Source organism: Brucella sp. HL-2 (assembly GCF_025846885.2).
In the GTDB taxonomy this organism is placed as follows: Bacteria; Pseudomonadota; Alphaproteobacteria; order Rhizobiales; family Rhizobiaceae; genus Brucella; species Brucella quorumnocens.
On sequence record NZ_JAOYTK010000001.1, the window covers coordinates 67,206 to 86,554 of the forward strand.

Below are 19,349 nucleotides of genomic sequence, written 5' to 3' on the forward strand. Positions count from 1 at the left end.
TTATTCAGCAGCGGTCTTGGCAGCCTGCGCCTGGGCAGCTGCAGCTAGCTTGTCAGCTTCACGCTCGGCCTTGGTGCGGTTGTCTTTCTTTTCAGCAATACGAGCAGCCTTACCGGTGAGGCCACGGAGGTAGTAAAGCTTCGCGCGACGGACTTTACCGCGGCGAACCAGTTCAACGCCTTCTACGATTGGCGAATAAACAGGGAATACGCGCTCTACGCCTTCGCCGTAAGAAATCTTACGAACGGTGAAATTTTCGTTGATGCCAGCGCCGGAACGGGCAATGCAAACGCCTTCATAGGCCTGCACACGGGTACGTGTACCTTCGGTAACGCGAACCTGAACGCGAACGGTGTCGCCTGGCTGGAAATCTGGAAGTGTGCGCTTTTCAGCGATCTTTGCTGCCTGTTCGGCTTCAAGCTGACGAATGATGTCGGTCATCGTCTGACTCCTTCTGAATTCTTCTCAAACAGTCAGAGCGCTCTGCACTTGCCGCCAAGCAACCTTGGCCTTGCGGCTATGCCCAAAGAATCAGGCAGGAGCGGTACACCATTTATTGGTTTACGGACGTCTCGGGCTTTGCCCGAACCGGATATTACGATGTCGGATTTCCCCGAACTGGCAGGCTCATACAGCATCGCCATCAACTTGTCACGCCCTGTCAGAAATTTTCGTAGCCAGTAGTCCAAGACTGTGCCACTCTTATTGTCAACAATAAGAGATTAAATTGCAAACAATCTCAATAAGCTACTACTAAAATGGGGACAAAATGACTATCAAAAATCCATCACCCTCATTGTATAATGAGGACTTAGCACCGGCTGAAGACCGAAAATGGGGCGCATTCAGCATTTTCAACGTCTGGACATCGGACGTGCATAGCCTCTGGGGCTATTATCTTGCCGCAAGTCTCTTTCTTCTTTGCGGCAGCTTCCTGAATTTTGTGATCGCCATTGGCATCGGATCGTTGGTGATTTTCTTTCTGATGAGCCTCGTGGGCAATGCCGGTGTGCGAACGGGCGTGCCATTTCCGGTCTTGGCGCGCGCATCGTTTGGAACTTTCGGCGCAAACTTTCCAGCACTCGTACGCGGCATCGTTGCCTGTTTCTGGTATGGTGCGCAGACTGCCGCCGCATCCGGGGCGATCGTCGCCCTCCTCATTCGCAATGAAAGCGTTCTCGCCTTCCATCAGAACAGCCACATGCTTGGCCATTCGACACTGGAAGTCATGTGCTACGTTCTGGTCTGGGCAGCCCAGCTTCTCATCATCCAGCGTGGCATGGAAACGGTACGTAAATTTCAGGATTGGGCAGGCCCCGCGGTCTGGATAATGATGCTGATCCTTGCGATCTATCTTCTTATCAAGTCGGGCACATTCTCGTTCGGCAGCGAAATTCCACGCGATATCCTTCTTGAAAAGACCAAGGATGCGGGTGTCACCGGCGAACCTGGCTCCTTTGCAGCGCTTGCTGCTGTTTCGGCAACCTGGATCACCTATTTTGCAGCACTTTATCTCAACTTCTGCGACTTCTCGCGCTACGCGAAGGATGAGGCTTCTCTGCGCCGTGGCAATCTTTGGGGCTTGCCCGTCAACCTTCTGGCATTCTGTCTCGTCGCAGGCGTAACGACCACCGCCGCCTTTACGGTTTACGGTGAAGTGCTTCTCCATCCTGACCAGATTTCTGCGAAATTTGACAGCTGGTTCCTTGCGCTTCTAGCAGCTTTGACCTTCACAGTAGCGACGCTGGGTATCAACGTGGTTGCAAACTTCGTGTCAGCTTCATTCGATTTTTCCAACACCTTCCCACAGAAAGTGTCATTCAAACGCGGTGGTGTAATTGCGGCCTTGATCGCGCTTATTCTCTATCCGTTCGCACCATGGGAAACGGGTGCAGCACATTTTGTGAACTTCCTAGGCTCTACCATGGGTCCGATTTTCGGCATCATGATGGTCGATTATTATCTGTTGCGCCGTGGCAAGATAAACGTTGCCGACCTTTATCAGGAGAATGGGGAATTCCGTTTCCAAAATGGCTGGCACATCAAAGCGTTTATCGCTTTTGGAATTGGCGCACTATTCTCATCGATCCTGCCGATGACGACCAATATCCTGCCTGCATGGTGGGCGACCTATGGTTGGTTCTTTGGTGTCGCAATTGGTGGTGGCGTCTATTTTGTGCTCCGTAAATCCGCTGCACAACAACAGTCCGTGGCAAAGCCCCACATGGCCTGATCGTTAAACAAAAAATGCCCGGCATTCACCGGGCATTTTTATTCAACTGCCAATAAGCCCAAGATGGGTATCATTAAAGCCGGTCCCGTATTTGAGACCAAACCCAAGCGCACGATCCACGCCAATATGTACGGCCCAGATAAGAGCAATCGCAAAGCAAAGCGGCCAGCTCATCACCCAGCCCAGCACAGACAGCAGCACCACGCCAATCCAGCTATGCGCTATATTATAAACCACCGCACCTGTGCGTGGGCCTTTCAGATAGGCAAAGAACGACAGATCCGGCGCGAGAATAAGGATCGCGAAAAGCCACCAGCTCACGCCACTGATCCAGTAAGCGCCGAGCGCCAGCAGCGCTAAGGAAAGACTTTCAAGCCGCTGGATCAGGTTCATTTGCGTTTGGCCTCTCGATAGGCTTCCCAAAGATCAGGACGCCGTTCCTTTGTGATGCGTAGAGCCTCAGTATGCCGCCATTTATCAATCGCGCCATGATTCCCGGATGTCAGGATTTCAGGGATGGATCGCCCTTCCCAAACCTGCGGGCGCGTATAATGCGGATGCTCTAGAAGTCCGGTCTCGAAGCTTTCCGTTTCGCCCGATTCGCGATTGCCCATGACGCCCGGAAGAAGACGCACAATAGCGTCGAGCAATACGATTGCCGCTGTCTCGCCACCCGAAAGGATATAATCACCGATCGATATTTCTTCGAGCTCACGCCCTTCGATCACCCGCTCGTCCACGCCCTCAAAGCGTCCGCAAAGGATAATCGCACCCGGACCGTCCGCCAGTTCACGCACGCGCTTCTGCGTCAGTGGCGCACCGCGCGGGCTCATCAACAGCATAGGGCGATTATCCGCGACCGAATCAAGCGCACGCGCCACAACATCCGGCTTCATCACCATGCCTGCCCCGCCACCCGAAGGTGTGTCGTCAACCATGCGGTGCTTGCCCTCGGCAAAATCACGGATCTGCACCGTATCAAGCGACCATGTGCTTTCGGCGAGTGCTTTGCCAGCCAGAGAAATACCCAATGGTCCGGGAAACATTTCGGGATAAAGCGTCAGAACGGAAGCATGAAATGTTTGCTCGGCTCTATCCGTCTCAGGCAGATCGATCATGATTTCTTCGGCCGCTTCTTTTCGCTCTGGGGCTTGTTATCTTCACGAAGTGGATTGTCGTCTTCGTCCGCGATCAACCCCGCCGCATGCGGATCGACACGTATCGTGCCTTCCTCAAAATCGATCTCCGGTACTGCTGCTTCCGTGAAAGGGATCAGCATGGGGCGCTTGCCCTTGAGGCTCAGTTCAATCAGATCGCCACCGCCAAAATCGAAAACGGCACTGACAACGCCATAAGACTTGCCGTCTGCATCAAGTGCTTCAAGGCCAATCAGATCAGTTTGAAAAAACTCATCCTCATCAAGATCATCATCCGACAATTGCGAACGATCGATAAAAAGCTCGGTTCCGTTCAACGCTTCGGCAGCATTGCGATCATTAACACCTTTAAAGCGTACAACCACCACAGTCTTGGCCGAACGTGCCTCAAGCACCTCATAGGCTTTGCCCTGTGCATCATAGAGCTGGCCATAGTCGGCAATCGCCAGCGGGTCGTCGGTATATGTCTTGACCCGGACTTCGCCGCGTATGCCATGGGCGGCTCCAATAACGGCAAGCTGAATAGGGTTCTCTGGGCGCGACATGAAAATTTCCGTAATTAAGGGCTGTTTTATACCGCTTACTCAATTTCCTGTAAAAACGCCAAGAAAAATACAATTTCGCATCTTTACGGCTGGGCAACCTATCAATGGCAAACTGGGTAGATTGTAATGGAAGCAGTGAAACCCGGCCATGACGACACAGAGCGAAATCCTGATCCCGGCCCGCGCCGATCTTGCGGCCGCGCGCGAAGAATGGCTGAAAACGCTGAAAGATATGCGCCGTCTTTCCGAAAACACGCTTGAAGCCTATGAACGCGACACGCGCCAGTTTCTGCATTTTCTAACCCATCATCTGGGAGAACCGCCCTCAATCAAGGATGTCGGTAATCTGCGTGTTGCTGATCTGCGTTCGTTTCTTGCCAATCGCCGCAATGATGGCGTGGGTGCGCGCACGCTTGGTCGTGGTCTTGCCGGTGTACGGTCACTGCTGCGGCATCTGGAAAAACGTGGTCTGGTCAATGCGGCTGGTGCGGCTGCGATACGTGCGCCCCGCCAGCCAAAATCGCTGCCAAAGCCCCTCACCGCAGAAGATGCGTGCCGTGTTGTTGCAGCTGATGGACAGATGGCAGAGGAGCCGTGGATTGCAGCACGCAATGCTGCGGTCCTGACGCTTCTCTATGGCTGCGGCCTGCGTATCTCGGAAGCGCTTGGGCTTGCCGGTGACGCGCTCAATGACGCTTCCGCCCTCTCGATCTCAATCACTGGTAAGGGCGGCAAGGCACGCATGGTGCCACTGCTTCCGGCGGTGCATCGTGCGGTCGCACAATATCGCGCGCTTTGTCCGTTTGATCTTTCCGTCGAAAAGCCGCTGTTCCGCGGTGCCAAGGGAGGGATACTGCATTCGGCAATCATCCAGCGAGAAATGCAAAAGCTCCGTGCCGGTCTTGGTCTGCCGGATACTGCAACGCCACATGCGCTGCGCCATTCTTTTGCCACGCATCTTTTGGGTCGCGGTGGTGATCTGCGCACCATTCAGGAATTGCTGGGCCATGCGAGCCTGTCGACCACGCAGGTCTATACCGGCGTCGATACGGCGCGACTTCTCGAAGTTTATGACAAGGCGCATCCGCGCGCCTGAAAATTGGCATTTAATATCGCGCCCGACCACCTATATTCTCTTTATGAAAAAGCTGTTTCTCCTGTTTGCCTGCGCCCTCTTTGCAAGCTCGATCCATGTTCGCGCGGAAGAGGCTTCCACGACCTGCACCACACGTGGTGTCAATCTGCTCGACGGTCTGGACAAGAAAGACCCAAAACTCTGGGACGAGCTACGCGCAGAAACAGAGACCATTCCCAATCACAAAGGCATTATCTGGAAGATAGAAAAGGACGGACTGGCACCGTCTTATCTTTTCGGCACCATTCATCTCAGCGACCCTCGTGTGATGAAATTACCGGATACTGCTGCAAGGGCTTATGCGTCTGCCGACACCATCGTGATCGAAGCCACCGACGTTCTTGATCAGAAAGCTCTTTTTCGGCTCAAGCTGGAACAGCCGGAGCTGATGCTTTTTACCGATGGTACGACGCTACAATCGCATCTGCCACCCGATCGCCTTGCCGAAATCACCCAAAAGCTTGAGGCGCGCGGTATTGTTCTTGGCGCTGTCGCCAAAATGAAGCCGTGGATCGTCAGCAGCCTGCTGGCACTTCCCAAATGTGAGCGGGAACGAAAGCTGCGCGGCGAAGCGTTTCTCGATGGTCAACTTGCAGGGGACGCCGAAGAAGAAGGACGCCCCGTGGAAGGATTGGAGACAGCAGCCGAACAACTAGGCGCCATGAACAAGCTTCCGCTCGATTTTCATATGCGCAATCTGATTGCCACTGCTGATTTCGGCGACGCAATCGAAGACACCACAGAGACAATGATCGCCCTTTATCTTCAGGGCGAAACCGGAATGATCATGCCCGCTCTACGCAAAATTGTTCCCGGTGATCTGACCGATGAAGACTATGACCTTTTCCAGAAAGTCATGCTCACCGACCGCAATCACACCATGGCGGAACGTGCAGCCCCACTTCTTGAGAAAGGCGGGATGTTCATTGCTGTTGGTGCGCTACATTTGCCCGGCAAAGAAGGTCTGGTCGAATTGTTACGCAATGAGGGTTATCGCGTCTCGGCAATGTAAGACGGAACAATCGGAACTTCTTTGCGTTAACTCTCCAATGGATACAACCAACTGGAGGAGAGCTAATGGTTGACCCACTCGATCCCCGTAATGATCCGCTGAACAGTCCGCGTCATGCCGACCCGCTCGCCAACCCCGTCGGAAGGCCGCCACAGCCCAGAGGAAGCAACGGCCTTATGCTGGCTGTTATTCTGGTAGCGGCCATTCTGATACTCGGCTATTTCTTTTATCGCGGCGGCAGTAGCACGGATACGGCAGCACCGCCGCCGCCTGCTGCACAGGGCGAAACCACGATGCCGCCCGCAGCACCGCCTGCAACTCCACCGGCCACACCGCCAGCACAAAACTAATTCTACGAAAAAGGCCCGCTTTCGCGGGCCTTTTGCATACCGAGCTTAAACAACAATTACATATGGATTGGCTTGGCGAAGGTCGCCAGTGCCGATTCACGAACAGCTTCCGACATGGTTGGATGCGCATGGCAGGTACGTGCGAGATCTTCAGACGAACCACCAAACTCCATCAGAACAGCCAGTTCGTGGATCATTTCACCAGCATTATAACCAAGGATATGAGCACCCAATACGCGATCAGTTGCCTTGTCGGCGAGGATCTTCACGAAACCATCCGTGTGCAGCATGGCGCGTGCGCGACCGTTTGCCGTGAACGGGAACTTGCCGATCTTGTATTCGATGCCTGCGGCTTTCAGCTCTTCTTCGGTCTTGCCGACAGACGCTACTTCTGGCTGCGTGTAAACAACGCTTGGAATAACGTCAAAGTTTACGTGTCCAGCCTGACCGGCAATGATTTCAGCAACCGCGATACCTTCGTCCTCGGCCTTGTGCGCAAGCATCGGACCCTGCACAACGTCGCCGATGGCATAGATGCCTTCGACATTGGTGCGCCAGTGACCATCGATTGCAACGCGACCGCGATCGTCGACATTCACGCCTGCTTCCGCAAGACCAAGACCATCCGTGTAAGGACGGCGGCCCGTGGAAATCAGAACGGCATCAGCGTCAATGGTTTCGGCATCGCCGCCCTTGACTGGTTCAAAGGTCACTTTCGCACCCTTACCGGCCTTTTCAACGCCAGTAACCTTTGCGTTCAGCTTGAAAACAATGCCCTGCTTTTCGAGAAGACGCTGGAACTGCTTGGATACTTCGCCATCCATCGCGCCAAGCACCTTGTCGAGATATTCGACAACGGTCACTTTCGCTCCCAGACGTGCCCAGACCGAACCAAGTTCGAGACCAATTACGCCGCCGCCAACGACAACCAAATGACCCGGAACCTTGTCGAAAGCGATTGCGCCGGTCGAGGACACAATGATTTTTTCATCAATGTCGACCTTGACGCCAGGAATGCCAGCAACGTCTGAACCGGTTGCGATGATGATGTTCTTAGCTTCGATTTCCTGAACAGTGCCGTCTTCAGCGGTCACGGAAACCTTGCCTTTGGCAACGATCTTGCCGGTGCCGATAAAAGGCGTGATCTTGTTTTTCTTGAACAGGAATTCAACGCCAGTGACGTTCGACTTTACCGTCGCGTCCTTGTGAGCCAGCATTTTTTCGAGGTTGAGCTTCGGCTTACCGATTTCAACGCCCAGCGTGTCGAAGGAATGACCGGCTTCAGCAAACACTTCGGATGCGTGCAGCAGCGCCTTGGAAGGAATGCAGCCAACATTGAGACAAGTGCCGCCAAAGGTCTTGCGCTTTTCCACAACAGCCACGGAAAGGCCGAGCTGTGCGGCCTTGATTGCGGCGACATAACCGCCAGGGCCGGTACCGATGACAACCACATCGTAAGACATTGAACTATCCTTCTTCAGTCTGATCCAGAATGGGTCGTTCTAAGACCCTTAAACTTTCATACAACCGGCAATCCGGTCATTCTTCTTCAGGCGAGCACGATTTGAAACGGAACGTTTCAAATTGCAGCGGCTTTTCAGGCTTCGCTGCACCAAAATCATACCCGTCCAGCGCCGTTGCCAGATCGGGAAACAGGATGGCCTGCGCTGCTGGCTCATCGGCCTTCGGCAGCACATCCGCTTCTGCACCTTCCTTCAGCGCGTAGACAACGCTTTGCCAGAGGCTGCAATCATCGAGGTCCTCCGGATCGGTGCCACCATTCTTGCAGTTATAGGTAATGAGCGCATAGGGGCGTGCAACCCCCTCTTCCGGCCAAATGACGAGGCCGGAGAGTTTGAACTCTGGCTTATCATCGGCAGTGATTGTGAATTCGTTGGTCGGTGCCGGGCTCATCTTGAGCGCATTGGACTGCGCGGCATGAAAAGTCAGCGTGTAGGCGTCACCCTGATCGCGATAAACAGCGCGGTTCTGCGTACAAGCGGCCTGAACGGCGCTTGAAAAAACCGTCACGGCCAGCGCCGATGCAGCCACCACCTTGAAGAGCTTCTTCACGTCATGCATCTGTCGGTTCTCCTCGGTTGTCCGGCAGTTCGCGCTACTGCGCTTTCACGATGGCAAGTTTCAGACCAAGAGCAATGAAAACCACGCCGCTTGTTCTGTCGATCCATTTTGAAGCGCGCGAGAAAACGGCACGCATCTTCGGCGTCGTCATGAAAAGGCTGACACCGATAAACCACGAAATCAAAGTCGTGGCCATAACCACACCGTAACCAAGTTTGACTTCGGTTGGCGTATGAACGCTGATAACCGTCGAAAAGATGGAGAGGAAGAAGAAGACCGCCTTCGGATTAAGCGCATTAGCGGCAAAGCCCAGGCTGAAAGCCTTGAGTGCACTTTGCTTGCGGCTCGGCTCCTGCGCGGTCATATCGACATCGATCTTGGTGGCACCTGCGCGCAACGCCTTGATGCCGATATAGATCAGATAGGCGACGCCACACCATTTGACGATGTTGAAGAGATAGATCGACTGAGAAATGATCAGCCCCAGGCCAAGCACCGTATAGGTGACATGCATCATGAAGGCAGCACCAATGCCGAAGCTGGTGATGATCGCTTCGCGACGTCCCTGCATCAACGACTGACGGATCACCATCGCAAGATCAGCACCCGGCGAAACGATAGCAAAGACGAAAATCGCCATCAGAGATGCAAGTTCAAACAGATAGGGATGCATCACTTTTCCTTCGCTCCGCACCCGTCAGATGCGGACAACCGTCAAAAAACCAGATTGAAAAACATGAGCGCAAGCCCGGCTAGCGAACCGATCCAGACGAGCGAGCGGATATAGGGAATACCCGCAAGATAAAGCGGAATATAGACAATGCGGCATGCAAACCAGATCCACGCACCATAAAGCCCCCATCCGTGAGCATCACCCTTGAACACAAGTGCAAGCGCCAAAGCGATAAATGCGGGATAGGTTTCGCGGAAATTATTGGAGGCACGTTCCGCGCGACCGGCAAGATGGCCGGTGGGTTTCAACCCATTGTCGCGCGGACCCGCATTCCATTGAGAGCCGAGTTCCTTCGTCACTGTCCAGCCCTGCAGGAGGATATGAAACACCAGCAGGGCAACACTCCAGCCAATCAGCGGGAGAAAAGGTGACGCGGAAAATAAACCCGGCTCCATCACGTAATTCCTTGTTAAAGCATTTGAACCAAAAACTGCGAAGCCGTTTGGCGTTGGATAATGCGCAAAAAAAAATAGTTACAGCGGCTCCAACGATTCAGTCTTAACTGAAACCGTTGTACGCGTCCCCTGAAAGCCGTGCCTTCAGGGGTATCGCATCTTACAGGTCGAGAACGAGACGTTCCGGATCTTCGAGGCTTTCCTTGACGCGGACGAGGAAGGTTACGGCTTCCTTGCCGTCAACGATGCGGTGATCGTAGCTCAGTGCCAGATACATCATCGGACGGATAACGATCTGACCGCCAACAACAACCGGGCGATCCTGGATCTTGTGCATACCGAGAATACCCGACTGCGGCGCATTGAGGATCGGCGAGGACATCAGCGAGCCGTAAACACCACCATTGGTGATGGTGAAGGTGCCGCCCTGCATGTCGCCAACCGAAAGCGAACCGTCGCGTGCTGCCTTGGCAAGACGTCCCAGTTCTTTTTCAACGCCAGCGATCGAAAGCTGATCTGCGTCACGGATGACAGGAACAACAAGACCCTTGTCGGTGCCGACAGCCATGCCAACATGCGCAAAGTTCTTGTAGATGATGTCGGTGCCGTCGATCTCGGCGTTAACAGCCGGGATTTCCTTGAGCGCATGGGTTACAGCCTTCGTGAAGAAACCCATGAAGCCAAGCTTCACGCCGTGCTTCTTTTCAAAGATGTCCTTATAACGCGAACGCAGTTCCATCACAGCAGACATGTCGACTTCGTTGTAAGTCGTCAGCATTGCAGCGGTGTTCTGTGCGTCTTTCAGACGACGTGCAATCGTCTGACGCAGGCGGGTCATCTTCACGCGTTCTTCGCGCGAGGCGTCGCCAGCTGATGATGCCGGACGGGCAGCAGCAGGTGCTGCGGCGGCAGCCGGAGCGGCCGAAACGCCCTTTGCAATCGCATCAAGAACATCGCCCTTGAGAACCTGACCGCGCTTGCCCGAACCTTCAACCTGATCAGCCGAAAGGCCATTTTCAGAAAGGATCTTGGAGGCAGCAGGGGCTGGCTGCATTGCAGGTCCCGAGGTTGAAGCAGCAGGGGCAGAAGCAGCGGCAGCCGCTGGCTTGGCTTCTTCCTTCTTAGGAGCAGGAGCGGAACCCGCGCCCGAAATCTGGCCGAGCAGTGCGTTGACTTCAACGGTGTCACCTTCCTGCGCCACGATTTCAGCGAGAACGCCAGCAGCCGCTGCCGGAACTTCAATCGTCACCTTGTCGGTTTCCAGTTCCACCAGCGGTTCGTCAGCAGCGATAGCGTCGCCAACCTTCTTGAACCACTTTCCGATGGTTGCCTCAGTAACGGACTCCCCAAGCGTGGGAACGCGAATTTCGGTGGCCATGGTTTCTTCTTCCGTGATCTTCGATCTTTAGATTTTACGTTCAATTCAAGCTGGAAGCGATTTTTCCAAACCGCTCCAAGCCGAAAATTAAATTAGTTTCCAAGCGCATCCTCGAGGAAAGCCTCGAGCTGTGCAAGATGCTTCGACATCAGACCCGTCGCAGGCGAAGCTGCTGCCGGACGACCGGTGTAGCGAACGCGCTGATGCTTGGCATCGATATGTGCAAGAACCCATTCCAGATACGGATCGATGAACGACCACGCACCCATGTTCTTTGGTTCTTCCTGACACCAGACGATTTCCGCATGACGGAAGCGGGAGAGCTCATTGATGAGCGCCTTAGCCGGGAACGGATAAAGTTGTTCCACACGCAGCAGGTAGACATCATCGATGCCACGCTTTTCGCGCTCTTCATACAGATCGTAATAGACCTTGCCCGAGCACAGAACGACGCGACGGATCTTGGCATCCTTCTGAAGCTTGATCCCATCGCCCTTGTTGTACTGGGCATCATCCCAAAGCAGACGGTGGAACGAAGAATCGCCCGACAGTTCGTTGAGGGTCGAAACAGCACGCTTGTGGCGCAGCAGCGACTTCGGCGTCATCATGATGAGCGGCTTACGGAAGTCACGCTTCATCTGACGGCGCAGAATGTGGAAGTAGTTAGCCGGCGTCGTAACGTTGGCGACCTGCATGTTATCTTCCGCACACATCTGCAACCAGCGCTCCAGACGTGCCGAGGAATGCTCAGGACCCTGACCTTCAAAACCGTGCGGCAGAAGGCAGACGAGACCGGACATACGAAGCCACTTGCGCTCACCCGACGAGATGAACTGATCGAAAACGACCTGTGCACCGTTGGCGAAATCGCCGAACTGAGCTTCCCAGAGGACCAGAGCACGCGGATCGGACAGCGAATAACCATATTCGTAGCCGAGCACTGCTTCTTCCGAAAGCATCGAGTTGATGGCTTCGTAGATCGCCTGCCCCTTCTGAATGTTGTTCAGGGGCGTATAGCGGTTCTGGGTTTCCTGATCGTAGAGAACCGTGTGACGCTGCGAGAAAGTGCCGCGTTCAACGTCCTGACCCGACAGGCGGATCGGGCTGCCTTCAGCAACCAGCGAACCAAACGCCAGCGATTCAGCGGTTGCCCAATCGATGCCTTCACCGGTTTCGATCATCTTGGCGCGGTTATCAAGGAAGCGCTGGATGGTGCGATGGACGTTGAAATCCTTCGGCACTTCAACAAGCTTCTTACCGATTTCCTTGAGCGTCTTGATCGGTACACCGGTCTTGCCGCGGCGCTGTTCGTCTGCATTGTCTGCTGTGCGCAGGCCAGCCCAGGCACCGTCCAGCCAGTCAGCCTTGTTTGGCTTATAACTCTGACCAGCTTCAAATTCCTGTTCAAGCCGCTCACGCCAGTCCGCCTTCATCTTGTCGATGTCAGCCTGCGTTACAAGACCTTCGCCAAGCAGCTTTTCGCTGTAGAGCTGAACAGTGGTCTTATGAGCGCGGATTTCCTTGTACATCAACGGCTGGGTGAATGAAGGTTCGTCACCTTCATTGTGGCCGAAGCGACGGTAGCAGAACATGTCGATGACCACCGGCTTGTGGAAGGTCATGCGGAATTCCATTGCAACCTTGGCTGCAAAAACCACAGCTTCCGGATCGTCACCATTGACGTGGAAGATCGGCGCTTCAATCATCTTTGCCACATCCGATGGATAAGGCGATGAACGCGAGAAGGCCGGATTGGTGGTGAAACCGATCTGGTTGTTGATGATGAAGTGCAGCGTACCGCCGACGCGGTGACCCTTAAGGCCCGAAAGACCAAGGCACTCAGCTACAACGCCCTGACCAGCGAATGCAGCATCACCGTGCAGCAGCAGCGGCAGAACCTTTGCGCGTTCGCTCAATGGCACCATGTCATCGCGGGTGCGGCCAACAAGCAGGTCCTGCTTGGCGCGCGCCTTACCCATGACAACCGGGTTGACGATTTCAAGATGCGACGGATTTGCGGTCAGCGAAAGGTGAACCTTGTTGCCATCGAACTCACGGTCCGATGAAGCACCAAGGTGATACTTCACGTCGCCCGAACCTTCCACATCGTCCGGTGCGTAAGAACCGCCCTTGAACTCGTGGAAGATAGCGCGATGCGGCTTGCCCATAACCTGGGAAAGCACGTTCAGACGACCACGGTGCGCCATGCCGAGCACGACTTCCTTGAGGCCCATCTGGCCGCCACGCTTGACGATCTGTTCCAGTGCCGGAATCAGAGATTCACCGCCATCAAGACCAAAACGCTTGGTGCCCTTATACTTCACGTCAATGAACTGCTCGAAACCTTCGGCTTCGATCAGCTTCGACAGAATGGCCTTCTTGCCTTCAGCAGTGAAAGCATAGCCTTTGTCCGGACCTTCGATGCGTTCCTGAATCCAAGCCTTTTCAACTGGATCGGAAATATGCATGAACTCGACGCCGATATTGCCGCAATAGGTGCGCTTGAGGATTTCAAGCATCTGCGGAACGGTCGCATATTCGAGACCGAGTACGTTGTCGATGAAGATCTTGCGTGTGTAGTCAGCAGGCGTAAACCCATAGCTCGATGGATCGAGTTCGCTGAAATCATTTGGCTTTTCAGCAAGACCGAGCGGATCGAGATTGGCATGCAGATGGCCACGCATGCGATAGGCGCGGATCATCATGATGGCGCGAACGCTGTCGCGTGCAGCCTGTGCAATCTCTTCGGCTGTCAGGGCAGCAGCTGCCGCACTTTTGGCATCGCCTTTTCCGGCCTTACCCTTCAGCTTGTCGGTAACGTGCTTTTCAACGTCAGCCCAGTTGCCATCAAGCGCGGATACCAGCTCGCCATTCGCAGGAATGGGCCAGTTCGGCTTTGTCCAGGATGCACCCTGCGCATTCTTGCGCACATCATCGGCGTCGTCTTTCAGCTGCGCGAAGAAATCGCGCCACTCAGCATCGACCGAGTTGGGATCATCCTCATACTTGGCGTAAAGCTCCTCGATATAATCGGCATTGCCGCCATAGAGGAACGAGGTAAGGGCGAAAACGTCGTTGGCTTGTTCTTGCCTTGCCATAACCTAATCCGGAGCCTCCGCTCCGTCTCCTTGTAGTAGCTCATCATGCGCGGGCCGGAAGCTCTCTCAACTTCATCCCTCACGCCGCCGGGGAGGAACCACAACAGACCCCGGCATAACTCGATCACAAAACTCAATTCCTGCAGAAGAATGATGGTCCTGCAGAAGAATGATGGCCAAAGCCTGACATTCTCTTAAATCGGCCCTTAAACCGGCCGTCTCCGGTATCTGTATTAAACCCGGCAGCAGCTTTCGCCACTGCCGGGGCATTTCAATCAGCAATGCGATCTCAGCCCTTGAGGACTTCGACCAGCGTCTTGCCAAGCTGTGCTGGCGAAGGAGACACGCGAATGCCAGCCGATTCCATGGCTGCAATCTTGTCTTCTGCGCCGCCCTTGCCGCCCGAGATCACGGCGCCAGCATGGCCCATGGTGCGTCCGGCAGGAGCTGTACGGCCAGCGATGAAACCAACCATTGGCTTCTTGCGACCGCGCTTTGCTTCGTCCTTCAGGAACTGCGCTGCTTCTTCTTCAGCGGAGCCACCGATTTCACCGATCATGACGATCGACTTGGTTTCATCATCGGCGAGGAACATTTCCAACACGTCGATGAACTCAGTGCCCTTGACCGGATCGCCGCCGATACCGACAGCGGTTGTCTGGCCAAGACCTTCGTTCGAGGTCTGGAACACTGCCTCATAGGTAAGTGTGCCGGAGCGGGAAACAACACCCACCGAACCCTTCTTGAAGATATTGCCCGGCATGATGCCGATCTTGCATTCTTCAGGAGTCAGGATGCCTGGGCAGTTTGGTCCGAGCAGGCGCGACTTCGAGCGTTCCAGACGCTCCTTGACGCGAACCATGTCCATGACCGGAATGCCTTCGGTGATGCAGACGATGAAGCTGACTTCAGCTTCGATCGCTTCGATGATTGCAGCCGCAGCACCTGCTGGCGGAACGTAGATCACCGATGCGTCTGCACCTGTGCGTTCCTTGGCTTCTGCAACAGTTGCGAAAATCGGAAGCTTTTCGCCCTTGGAACCTTCCCAGGTCTCGCCACCCTTCTTAGGATTGATACCGCCGACCATCTGCGTGCCATAATAAGCAAGCGCCTGTTCGGTGTGGAAAGTGCCGGTCTTGCCGGTCAGGCCCTGTACGAGAACCTTGGTGTCCTTGTTAACGAGAATGGACATGCCTTAGTTTCCCTTCACTGCAGCGACGATTTTCTGCGCAGCATCGTCGAGATCGTCAGCCGAAATAACATTCAGGCCGCTCTCGTTGATGATCTTCTTGCCAAGCTCAACATTGGTGCCTTCAAGACGGACAACCAATGGAACCTTGAGGCCGACTTCCTTGACCGCAGCGATAACGCCTTCAGCGATCACGTCGCACTTCATGATGCCACCGAAGATGTTGACCAGAATGCCCTGGACAGCCGGATCAGCGGTGATGATCTTGAACGCCGACGTTACCTTCTCCTTGGTAGCGCCGCCACCAACGTCGAGGAAGTTAGCTGGCTCTGCACCGTAGAGCTTGATGATATCCATGGTCGCCATGGCAAGGCCTGCGCCGTTGACCATGCAGCCGATGTTGCCATCAAGAGCGACGTAAGCGAGATCGTGCTTGGAAGCTTCGATTTCTTTTTCGTCTTCTTCCGACAGATCGCGCAGTTCCTGAATGTCAGGATGACGGAACAGTGCATTGCCGTCGAACGATACCTTGGCATCGAGAACGCGCACGCGACCATTGGTCATGACGATCAGCGGGTTGATTTCCAGAAGGCTCATGTCCTTCTCGGTGAAGGCCTTATAGAGGATCGGGAACAGCTTGAGGCCGTCTTCACGGGCTTCACCTTCAAGCTTCAGCGCATCGGCGAGCTTGTTGGCGTCTGCATCGGTCACGCCCTTGGCAGGATCGATTGCGACCGTGATGATCTTCTCAGGGGTTTCTTCAGCAACAGCTTCGATATCCATGCCGCCTTCTGTCGAAACGACGAAAGCCGGACGGCCGACGGTGCGGTCGATCAGGATCGAGAGATAGAGCTCGCGCTCGATGTCTGCACCATCTTCGATGTAAAGACGGTTGACCTGCTTGCCAGCATCGCCGGTCTGCTTGGTAACGAGTGTGTTGCCGAGCATTTCCTTTGCGTGGGAAACCACTTCTTCGATCGACTTTGCAAGGCGCACGCCGCCCTTGGCATCAGGACCGAGTTCCTTGAACTTGCCCTTGCCGCGGCCACCAGCGTGGATCTGGCTCTTGACGACATAAAGCGGTCCTGGAAGCGTCTTTGCCCATTCTTCCGCCTGTTCGACGGAATAGACAGCCACACCATTGGCGATCGGGGCGCCGAAGGTGTGAAGCAGGCGCTTGGCCTGGTATTCATGAATATTCATCTGGTTGTCCTCTACGGATTCCCGGCCCTTTCAACTGAGCCGGTACGGCCCGAATCTTCGACCGATAATTGACAGCCGGAAAAGGCCGGGACTGCGTATCTCGCAGCGATCCGGCCTTGTCTGGAACTTATTTCAGTGACGGAGCAATGCCGATGCAGGCCTCGCAAAGACCGGCAACAGATGCGACCGACTTTTCGAACTCGGCCTTTTCGTCCTTATCGAGATCGATCTCGATAATACGTTCAACGCCATTGGCACCGATCACGGTTGGAACGCCGACATACATGTCCTTGACGCCATACTGACCGGAAAGCTGTGCTGCGACAGGCAGAACGCGCTTCTTGTCCTTGAGGTAGGATTCAGCCATCTGAATGGCGGACGCTGCCGGTGCGTAGAAAGCGGAACCGGTCTTGAGCAGGCCGACAATTTCTGCGCCGCCATCGCGGGTGCGCTGAATGATCTTGTCGAGCTTTTCCTGGCTGGTCCAGCCCATCTTGACGAGGTCTGGCAGCGGGATACCGGCAACAGTCGAGTAACGAGCGAGAGGAACCATGCTGTCGCCGTGGCCACCAAGCACGAATGCAGTGACGTCTTCGACCGACACGTTGAATTCTTCCGACAGGAAGTAGCGGAAACGGGCGCTGTCCAAAACGCCAGCCATGCCGACAACCTTGTGTGCTGGCAGACCGGAAAACTTCTGCAAAGCCCAGACCATCGCATCGAGCGGGTTGGTGATGCAGATGACGAAAGCTTCAGGAGCATATTTCTTGATGCCTGCGCCGACCTGTTCCATGACCTTCAGGTTGATACCCAGAAGATCATCGCGGCTCATGCCCGGCTTACGCGGCACGCCTGCGGTAACGATGACAACGTCTGCGCCTTCGATCGCGGCATAGTCGTTTGCACCGGTGAACTTCGCATCAAAACCGTCAACCGGTGAAGATTCTGCAATATCCAGTCCCTTACCCTGCGGAGTGCCTTCCGCAATGTCGAAAAGGACGACGTCGCCGAGTTCCTTCAGACCAGCAAGATGAGCGAGCGTGCCGCCGATCATGCCGGAGCCGATGAGGGCAATCTTGTTGCGTGCCATGATTGTTTCTTTCCTCAAGTTTGATCCAGAAACGCATGAAGCTATCCGGTTTCCTCCCGGAAAACGCGTCTGCGCTGCGAGGGTTCGATAGGACTCTTTGCAAAAAAACTCAACTCATTATTTTGCGACTAATGTTTTCAATCGTTTAGAATTATATGTTCTTACGTAAACGTAAGATATTTTGGCAAATTCAAGGCAATTCGCTGCCGTCGTCCGGCTGTTTCGCATTGCTCATAATGCGTCAGCCGGGCCGCAGATTAGTTTTACAGGCAAGGACACACGATTAGGAAACAACCGCATTCAACCCAAGCTCCTGCCAGAACAACATAGCCCGTAGTTCCTATAAGTCGAGTCTGTGGCAGTTCAATGATACGCGAAGGAAAGTGTATAAGCCCTGTCTCAGCTTTCTGCTTTCTCGGAAAATGCATCGAGATATTCAGCGCTCTGCATTTCAAACAGGCGCGAAGCTGTGCGGTCAAATTCGAAGGCTTCCACGCCTTGTCTTGCTTCATAAAGCTTTTCAGGCTGCGCTTCGGCAGAGATGAATAACCGCGCATGATGATCATAAAGCACGTCGATCAGCAGAATAAAGCGTTTGGCCTCATTGCGGCGTGAATAATCGAGTATCGGCACATCATCGATAAACAACGTCTGATATCGTGTGACGATAGCAATATAATCGGATGCAGCAAGCGGCTGCGCGCAAAGCTCATTGAAAGTGAACCGTGCCGCTCCTGCCACTGCATGGCGCACGGGAATGTCGCGCCCTTTGATGTGGATCACATCCGGCTTTTCTTCCGCACCATTTTTATGGGCAGTCCATGCGGCATCCATGCGTTTGGTCGTCTCCGAACCGAGCGGCGTCAGATAAACCGGCTGGCGATCAAGTTTTTCCAGACGGTAATCGGTGCGCGAATCGAGATTGATCACATCGACATGCTGCTTGAGGATATTGACGAATGGCAGGAAGAGCTGGCGGTTTAACCCGTCGCGGTAGAGATTGTCGGGCGCAACATTGGATGTTGCGATCAGTACCACGCCGCGAGCGAACAAGGCGCTGAACAGACGCGACAGGATCATCGCATCGGCAATATCAGTCACGGTAAACTCATCAAAGCAAAGCACCCATGCCTGCTCGGCCAGCGCTTCTGCGACTGGCGGGATCGGGTCTTCCTGCTTGGTTTCACCCCGTTTCAAGGCTTGACGGTGGGCGTTGATGCGCTCATGCGCATCAGCCATGAAATCATTGAAATGCGCACGGCGTTTGCGTTCAACTGGCAGAAGCTGAAAGAACATGTCCATCAGCATGGTCTTGCCGCGCCCGACTTCGCCGTGCACGTAAAGTCCCTTGACGATTGCGACTTCCTTGCGCTTGCCGAACAGCCAGCCAAGGGCGCTTGATTTGCGCGACAGACGCTTGGTGCAAACTTCTTCGATCAGGCGATCATAGCGTTTGGTGAGCTCAAGCTGCGCTGGATCGACTTCAACTTCGCCTGCCCTCACCAGCGCATCATAATGCTCGCTGACCGAAGGAAACGCTTTCAGATTACCGTCGAAAGACATGATTGCTTCCGTTCACCGCTTATAGCATGCCTCCCAAAAGCGGGAACCGGTTTGGGGACAAAGACATGCTTGAAAACAAACCACTAGAGCATTTCTTCCAATTCCGTCAAAAATGGAAACGCTCTAATTGCAAAAACGGCGGAGCGTCTTGCGACTGCTCCGCCTGTTTTAAACGTTAATGACTTA

The 19,349-nt window shown here is 54.4% G+C and carries 18 protein-coding genes; 4 read left to right on the forward strand and 14 right to left on the reverse strand.

The genetic code is table 11. From position 1 onward, the window contains the following. A complete protein-coding gene (rplS, locus tag OIV19_RS00345; RefSeq protein WP_095447613.1) occupies window positions 1-441 on the reverse strand; it encodes a 50S ribosomal protein L19 in 441 nt (146 codons plus the stop codon). 328 nt (window positions 442-769) lie between these two features. Between rplS and OIV19_RS00350 the strand changes: the two genes are divergently transcribed. Then, on the forward strand, window positions 770-2,233 hold the full coding sequence (locus OIV19_RS00350) for an NCS1 family nucleobase:cation symporter-1 (protein WP_095447614.1): 1,464 nt from the start codon (window positions 770-772) through the stop codon (window positions 2,231-2,233). A gap of 42 nt (window positions 2,234-2,275) precedes the next feature. On the opposite strand, the gene OIV19_RS00355 is transcribed toward OIV19_RS00350, so the two are convergent. Genes OIV19_RS00355 through rimM form a run of 3 tightly spaced genes read right to left on the reverse strand, consistent with a single transcriptional unit; the run spans window position 2,276 to window position 3,935 of the window. Further along, window positions 2,276-2,626, reverse strand: a complete 351-nt coding sequence (locus OIV19_RS00355; RefSeq protein ID WP_264230380.1) for a DUF4260 domain-containing protein — start codon at window positions 2,624-2,626, stop codon at window positions 2,276-2,278. Then, a complete protein-coding gene (trmD, locus tag OIV19_RS00360; RefSeq protein ID WP_264230381.1) occupies window positions 2,623-3,351 on the reverse strand; it encodes a tRNA (guanosine(37)-N1)-methyltransferase TrmD in 729 nt (242 codons plus the stop codon). The genes OIV19_RS00355 and trmD overlap by 4 nt, the downstream gene beginning before the upstream one ends. Beyond that, entirely contained in the window at window positions 3,348-3,935 is a 588-nt protein-coding gene (gene rimM, locus OIV19_RS00365) for a ribosome maturation factor RimM (protein ID WP_151092430.1), read from the reverse strand. Before rimM ends, trmD begins: the two co-directional genes overlap by 4 nt. 148 nt (window positions 3,936-4,083) lie before the next feature. Here rimM and OIV19_RS00370 point away from each other — a divergent pair, with 148 nt between their 5' ends. From OIV19_RS00370 to OIV19_RS00380, 3 genes are all read left to right on the forward strand, one after another. Beyond that, window positions 4,084-5,031 (forward strand): tyrosine recombinase XerC, encoded by a 948-nt coding sequence (locus OIV19_RS00370; RefSeq protein WP_264230382.1) that lies wholly within the window; start codon window positions 4,084-4,086, stop codon window positions 5,029-5,031. Between the two features lie 43 nt (window positions 5,032-5,074). Next, window positions 5,075-6,082: a TraB/GumN family protein gene (locus OIV19_RS00375; RefSeq protein ID WP_264230644.1), complete on the forward strand. Its 1,008-nt coding sequence runs from the start codon at window positions 5,075-5,077 to the stop codon at window positions 6,080-6,082. A gap of 65 nt (window positions 6,083-6,147) precedes the next feature. Continuing rightward, entirely contained in the window at window positions 6,148-6,432 is a 285-nt protein-coding gene (locus tag OIV19_RS00380; protein ID WP_151092432.1) for a hypothetical protein, read from the forward strand. 56 nt (window positions 6,433-6,488) lie between these two features. Here the strand turns inward: OIV19_RS00380 and lpdA are convergent, their stop codons facing one another. The 10 genes from lpdA to zapE form a co-directional block, all read right to left on the reverse strand. Beyond that, a complete protein-coding gene (gene lpdA / locus OIV19_RS00385) occupies window positions 6,489-7,895 on the reverse strand; it encodes a dihydrolipoyl dehydrogenase (protein WP_264230383.1) in 1,407 nt (468 codons plus the stop codon). A 76-nt stretch (window positions 7,896-7,971) separates the two neighbouring features. Beyond that, window positions 7,972-8,514, reverse strand: coding sequence for a hypothetical protein (locus tag OIV19_RS00390; protein WP_095447621.1), 543 nt, complete (start codon window positions 8,512-8,514; stop codon window positions 7,972-7,974). A gap of 34 nt (window positions 8,515-8,548) precedes the next feature. Then, window positions 8,549-9,187, reverse strand: a complete 639-nt coding sequence (locus tag OIV19_RS00395) for a LysE family translocator (protein WP_095447622.1) — start codon at window positions 9,185-9,187, stop codon at window positions 8,549-8,551. A 41-nt stretch (window positions 9,188-9,228) separates the two neighbouring features. Further along, a complete protein-coding gene (locus tag OIV19_RS00400; RefSeq protein ID WP_264230384.1) occupies window positions 9,229-9,642 on the reverse strand; it encodes an MAPEG family protein in 414 nt (137 codons plus the stop codon). Between the two features lie 160 nt (window positions 9,643-9,802). Next, window positions 9,803-11,020 (reverse strand): 2-oxoglutarate dehydrogenase complex dihydrolipoyllysine-residue succinyltransferase, encoded by a 1,218-nt coding sequence (gene odhB, locus OIV19_RS00405; protein WP_264230385.1) that lies wholly within the window; start codon window positions 11,018-11,020, stop codon window positions 9,803-9,805. 92 nt (window positions 11,021-11,112) lie between these two features. Beyond that, window positions 11,113-14,118 carry a 2-oxoglutarate dehydrogenase E1 component gene (locus OIV19_RS00410; protein ID WP_095447625.1) on the reverse strand — a complete coding sequence of 1,002 codons (3,006 nt, stop codon included), beginning with the start codon at window positions 14,116-14,118 and terminating at the stop codon, window positions 11,113-11,115. A gap of 289 nt (window positions 14,119-14,407) precedes the next feature. Continuing rightward, window positions 14,408-15,310: a succinate--CoA ligase subunit alpha gene (sucD, locus tag OIV19_RS00415; protein ID WP_095447626.1), complete on the reverse strand. Its 903-nt coding sequence runs from the start codon at window positions 15,308-15,310 to the stop codon at window positions 14,408-14,410. Between the two features lie 3 nt (window positions 15,311-15,313). Further along, a complete protein-coding gene (gene sucC / locus OIV19_RS00420) occupies window positions 15,314-16,510 on the reverse strand; it encodes an ADP-forming succinate--CoA ligase subunit beta (RefSeq protein WP_095447627.1) in 1,197 nt (398 codons plus the stop codon). Window positions 16,511-16,637: 127 nt separating this feature from the next. After that, on the reverse strand, window positions 16,638-17,600 hold the full coding sequence (gene mdh / locus OIV19_RS00425; protein ID WP_095447628.1) for a malate dehydrogenase: 963 nt from the start codon (window positions 17,598-17,600) through the stop codon (window positions 16,638-16,640). Window positions 17,601-17,999: 399 nt separating this feature from the next. After that, the gene (gene zapE, locus OIV19_RS00430) at window positions 18,000-19,163 is read right to left on the reverse strand and encodes a cell division protein ZapE (protein WP_095447629.1); all 1,164 of its coding nucleotides are present in this window, start codon (window positions 19,161-19,163) and stop codon (window positions 18,000-18,002) included. Window positions 19,164-19,349: the final 186 nt, after the last annotated feature.

What these genes read in the sequence shown, in the direction of transcription:
- rplS (WP_095447613.1), bottom strand. Translation starts at nt 441, where the DNA reads ATGACCGACATCATTCGTCAGCTTGAAGCCGAACAGGCAGCAAAGATC.
- OIV19_RS00350 (WP_095447614.1), top strand. Translation starts at nt 770, where the DNA reads ATGACTATCAAAAATCCATCACCCTCATTGTATAATGAGGACTTAGCA.
- OIV19_RS00355 (WP_264230380.1), bottom strand. Translation starts at nt 2,626, where the DNA reads ATGAACCTGATCCAGCGGCTTGAAAGTCTTTCCTTAGCGCTGCTGGCG.
- trmD (WP_264230381.1), bottom strand. Translation starts at nt 3,351, where the DNA reads ATGATCGATCTGCCTGAGACGGATAGAGCCGAGCAAACATTTCATGCT.
- rimM (WP_151092430.1), bottom strand. Translation starts at nt 3,935, where the DNA reads ATGTCGCGCCCAGAGAACCCTATTCAGCTTGCCGTTATTGGAGCCGCC.
- OIV19_RS00370 (WP_264230382.1), top strand. Translation starts at nt 4,084, where the DNA reads ATGACGACACAGAGCGAAATCCTGATCCCGGCCCGCGCCGATCTTGCG.
- OIV19_RS00375 (WP_264230644.1), top strand. Translation starts at nt 5,075, where the DNA reads ATGAAAAAGCTGTTTCTCCTGTTTGCCTGCGCCCTCTTTGCAAGCTCG.
- OIV19_RS00380 (WP_151092432.1), top strand. Translation starts at nt 6,148, where the DNA reads ATGGTTGACCCACTCGATCCCCGTAATGATCCGCTGAACAGTCCGCGT.
- lpdA (WP_264230383.1), bottom strand. Translation starts at nt 7,895, where the DNA reads ATGTCTTACGATGTGGTTGTCATCGGTACCGGCCCTGGCGGTTATGTC.
- OIV19_RS00390 (WP_095447621.1), bottom strand. Translation starts at nt 8,514, where the DNA reads ATGCATGACGTGAAGAAGCTCTTCAAGGTGGTGGCTGCATCGGCGCTG.
- OIV19_RS00395 (WP_095447622.1), bottom strand. Translation starts at nt 9,187, where the DNA reads ATGCATCCCTATCTGTTTGAACTTGCATCTCTGATGGCGATTTTCGTC.
- OIV19_RS00400 (WP_264230384.1), bottom strand. Translation starts at nt 9,642, where the DNA reads ATGGAGCCGGGTTTATTTTCCGCGTCACCTTTTCTCCCGCTGATTGGC.
- odhB (WP_264230385.1), bottom strand. Translation starts at nt 11,020, where the DNA reads ATGGCCACCGAAATTCGCGTTCCCACGCTTGGGGAGTCCGTTACTGAG.
- OIV19_RS00410 (WP_095447625.1), bottom strand. Translation starts at nt 14,118, where the DNA reads ATGGCAAGGCAAGAACAAGCCAACGACGTTTTCGCCCTTACCTCGTTC.
- sucD (WP_095447626.1), bottom strand. Translation starts at nt 15,310, where the DNA reads ATGTCCATTCTCGTTAACAAGGACACCAAGGTTCTCGTACAGGGCCTG.
- sucC (WP_095447627.1), bottom strand. Translation starts at nt 16,510, where the DNA reads ATGAATATTCATGAATACCAGGCCAAGCGCCTGCTTCACACCTTCGGC.
- mdh (WP_095447628.1), bottom strand. Translation starts at nt 17,600, where the DNA reads ATGGCACGCAACAAGATTGCCCTCATCGGCTCCGGCATGATCGGCGGC.
- zapE (WP_095447629.1), bottom strand. Translation starts at nt 19,163, where the DNA reads ATGTCTTTCGACGGTAATCTGAAAGCGTTTCCTTCGGTCAGCGAGCAT.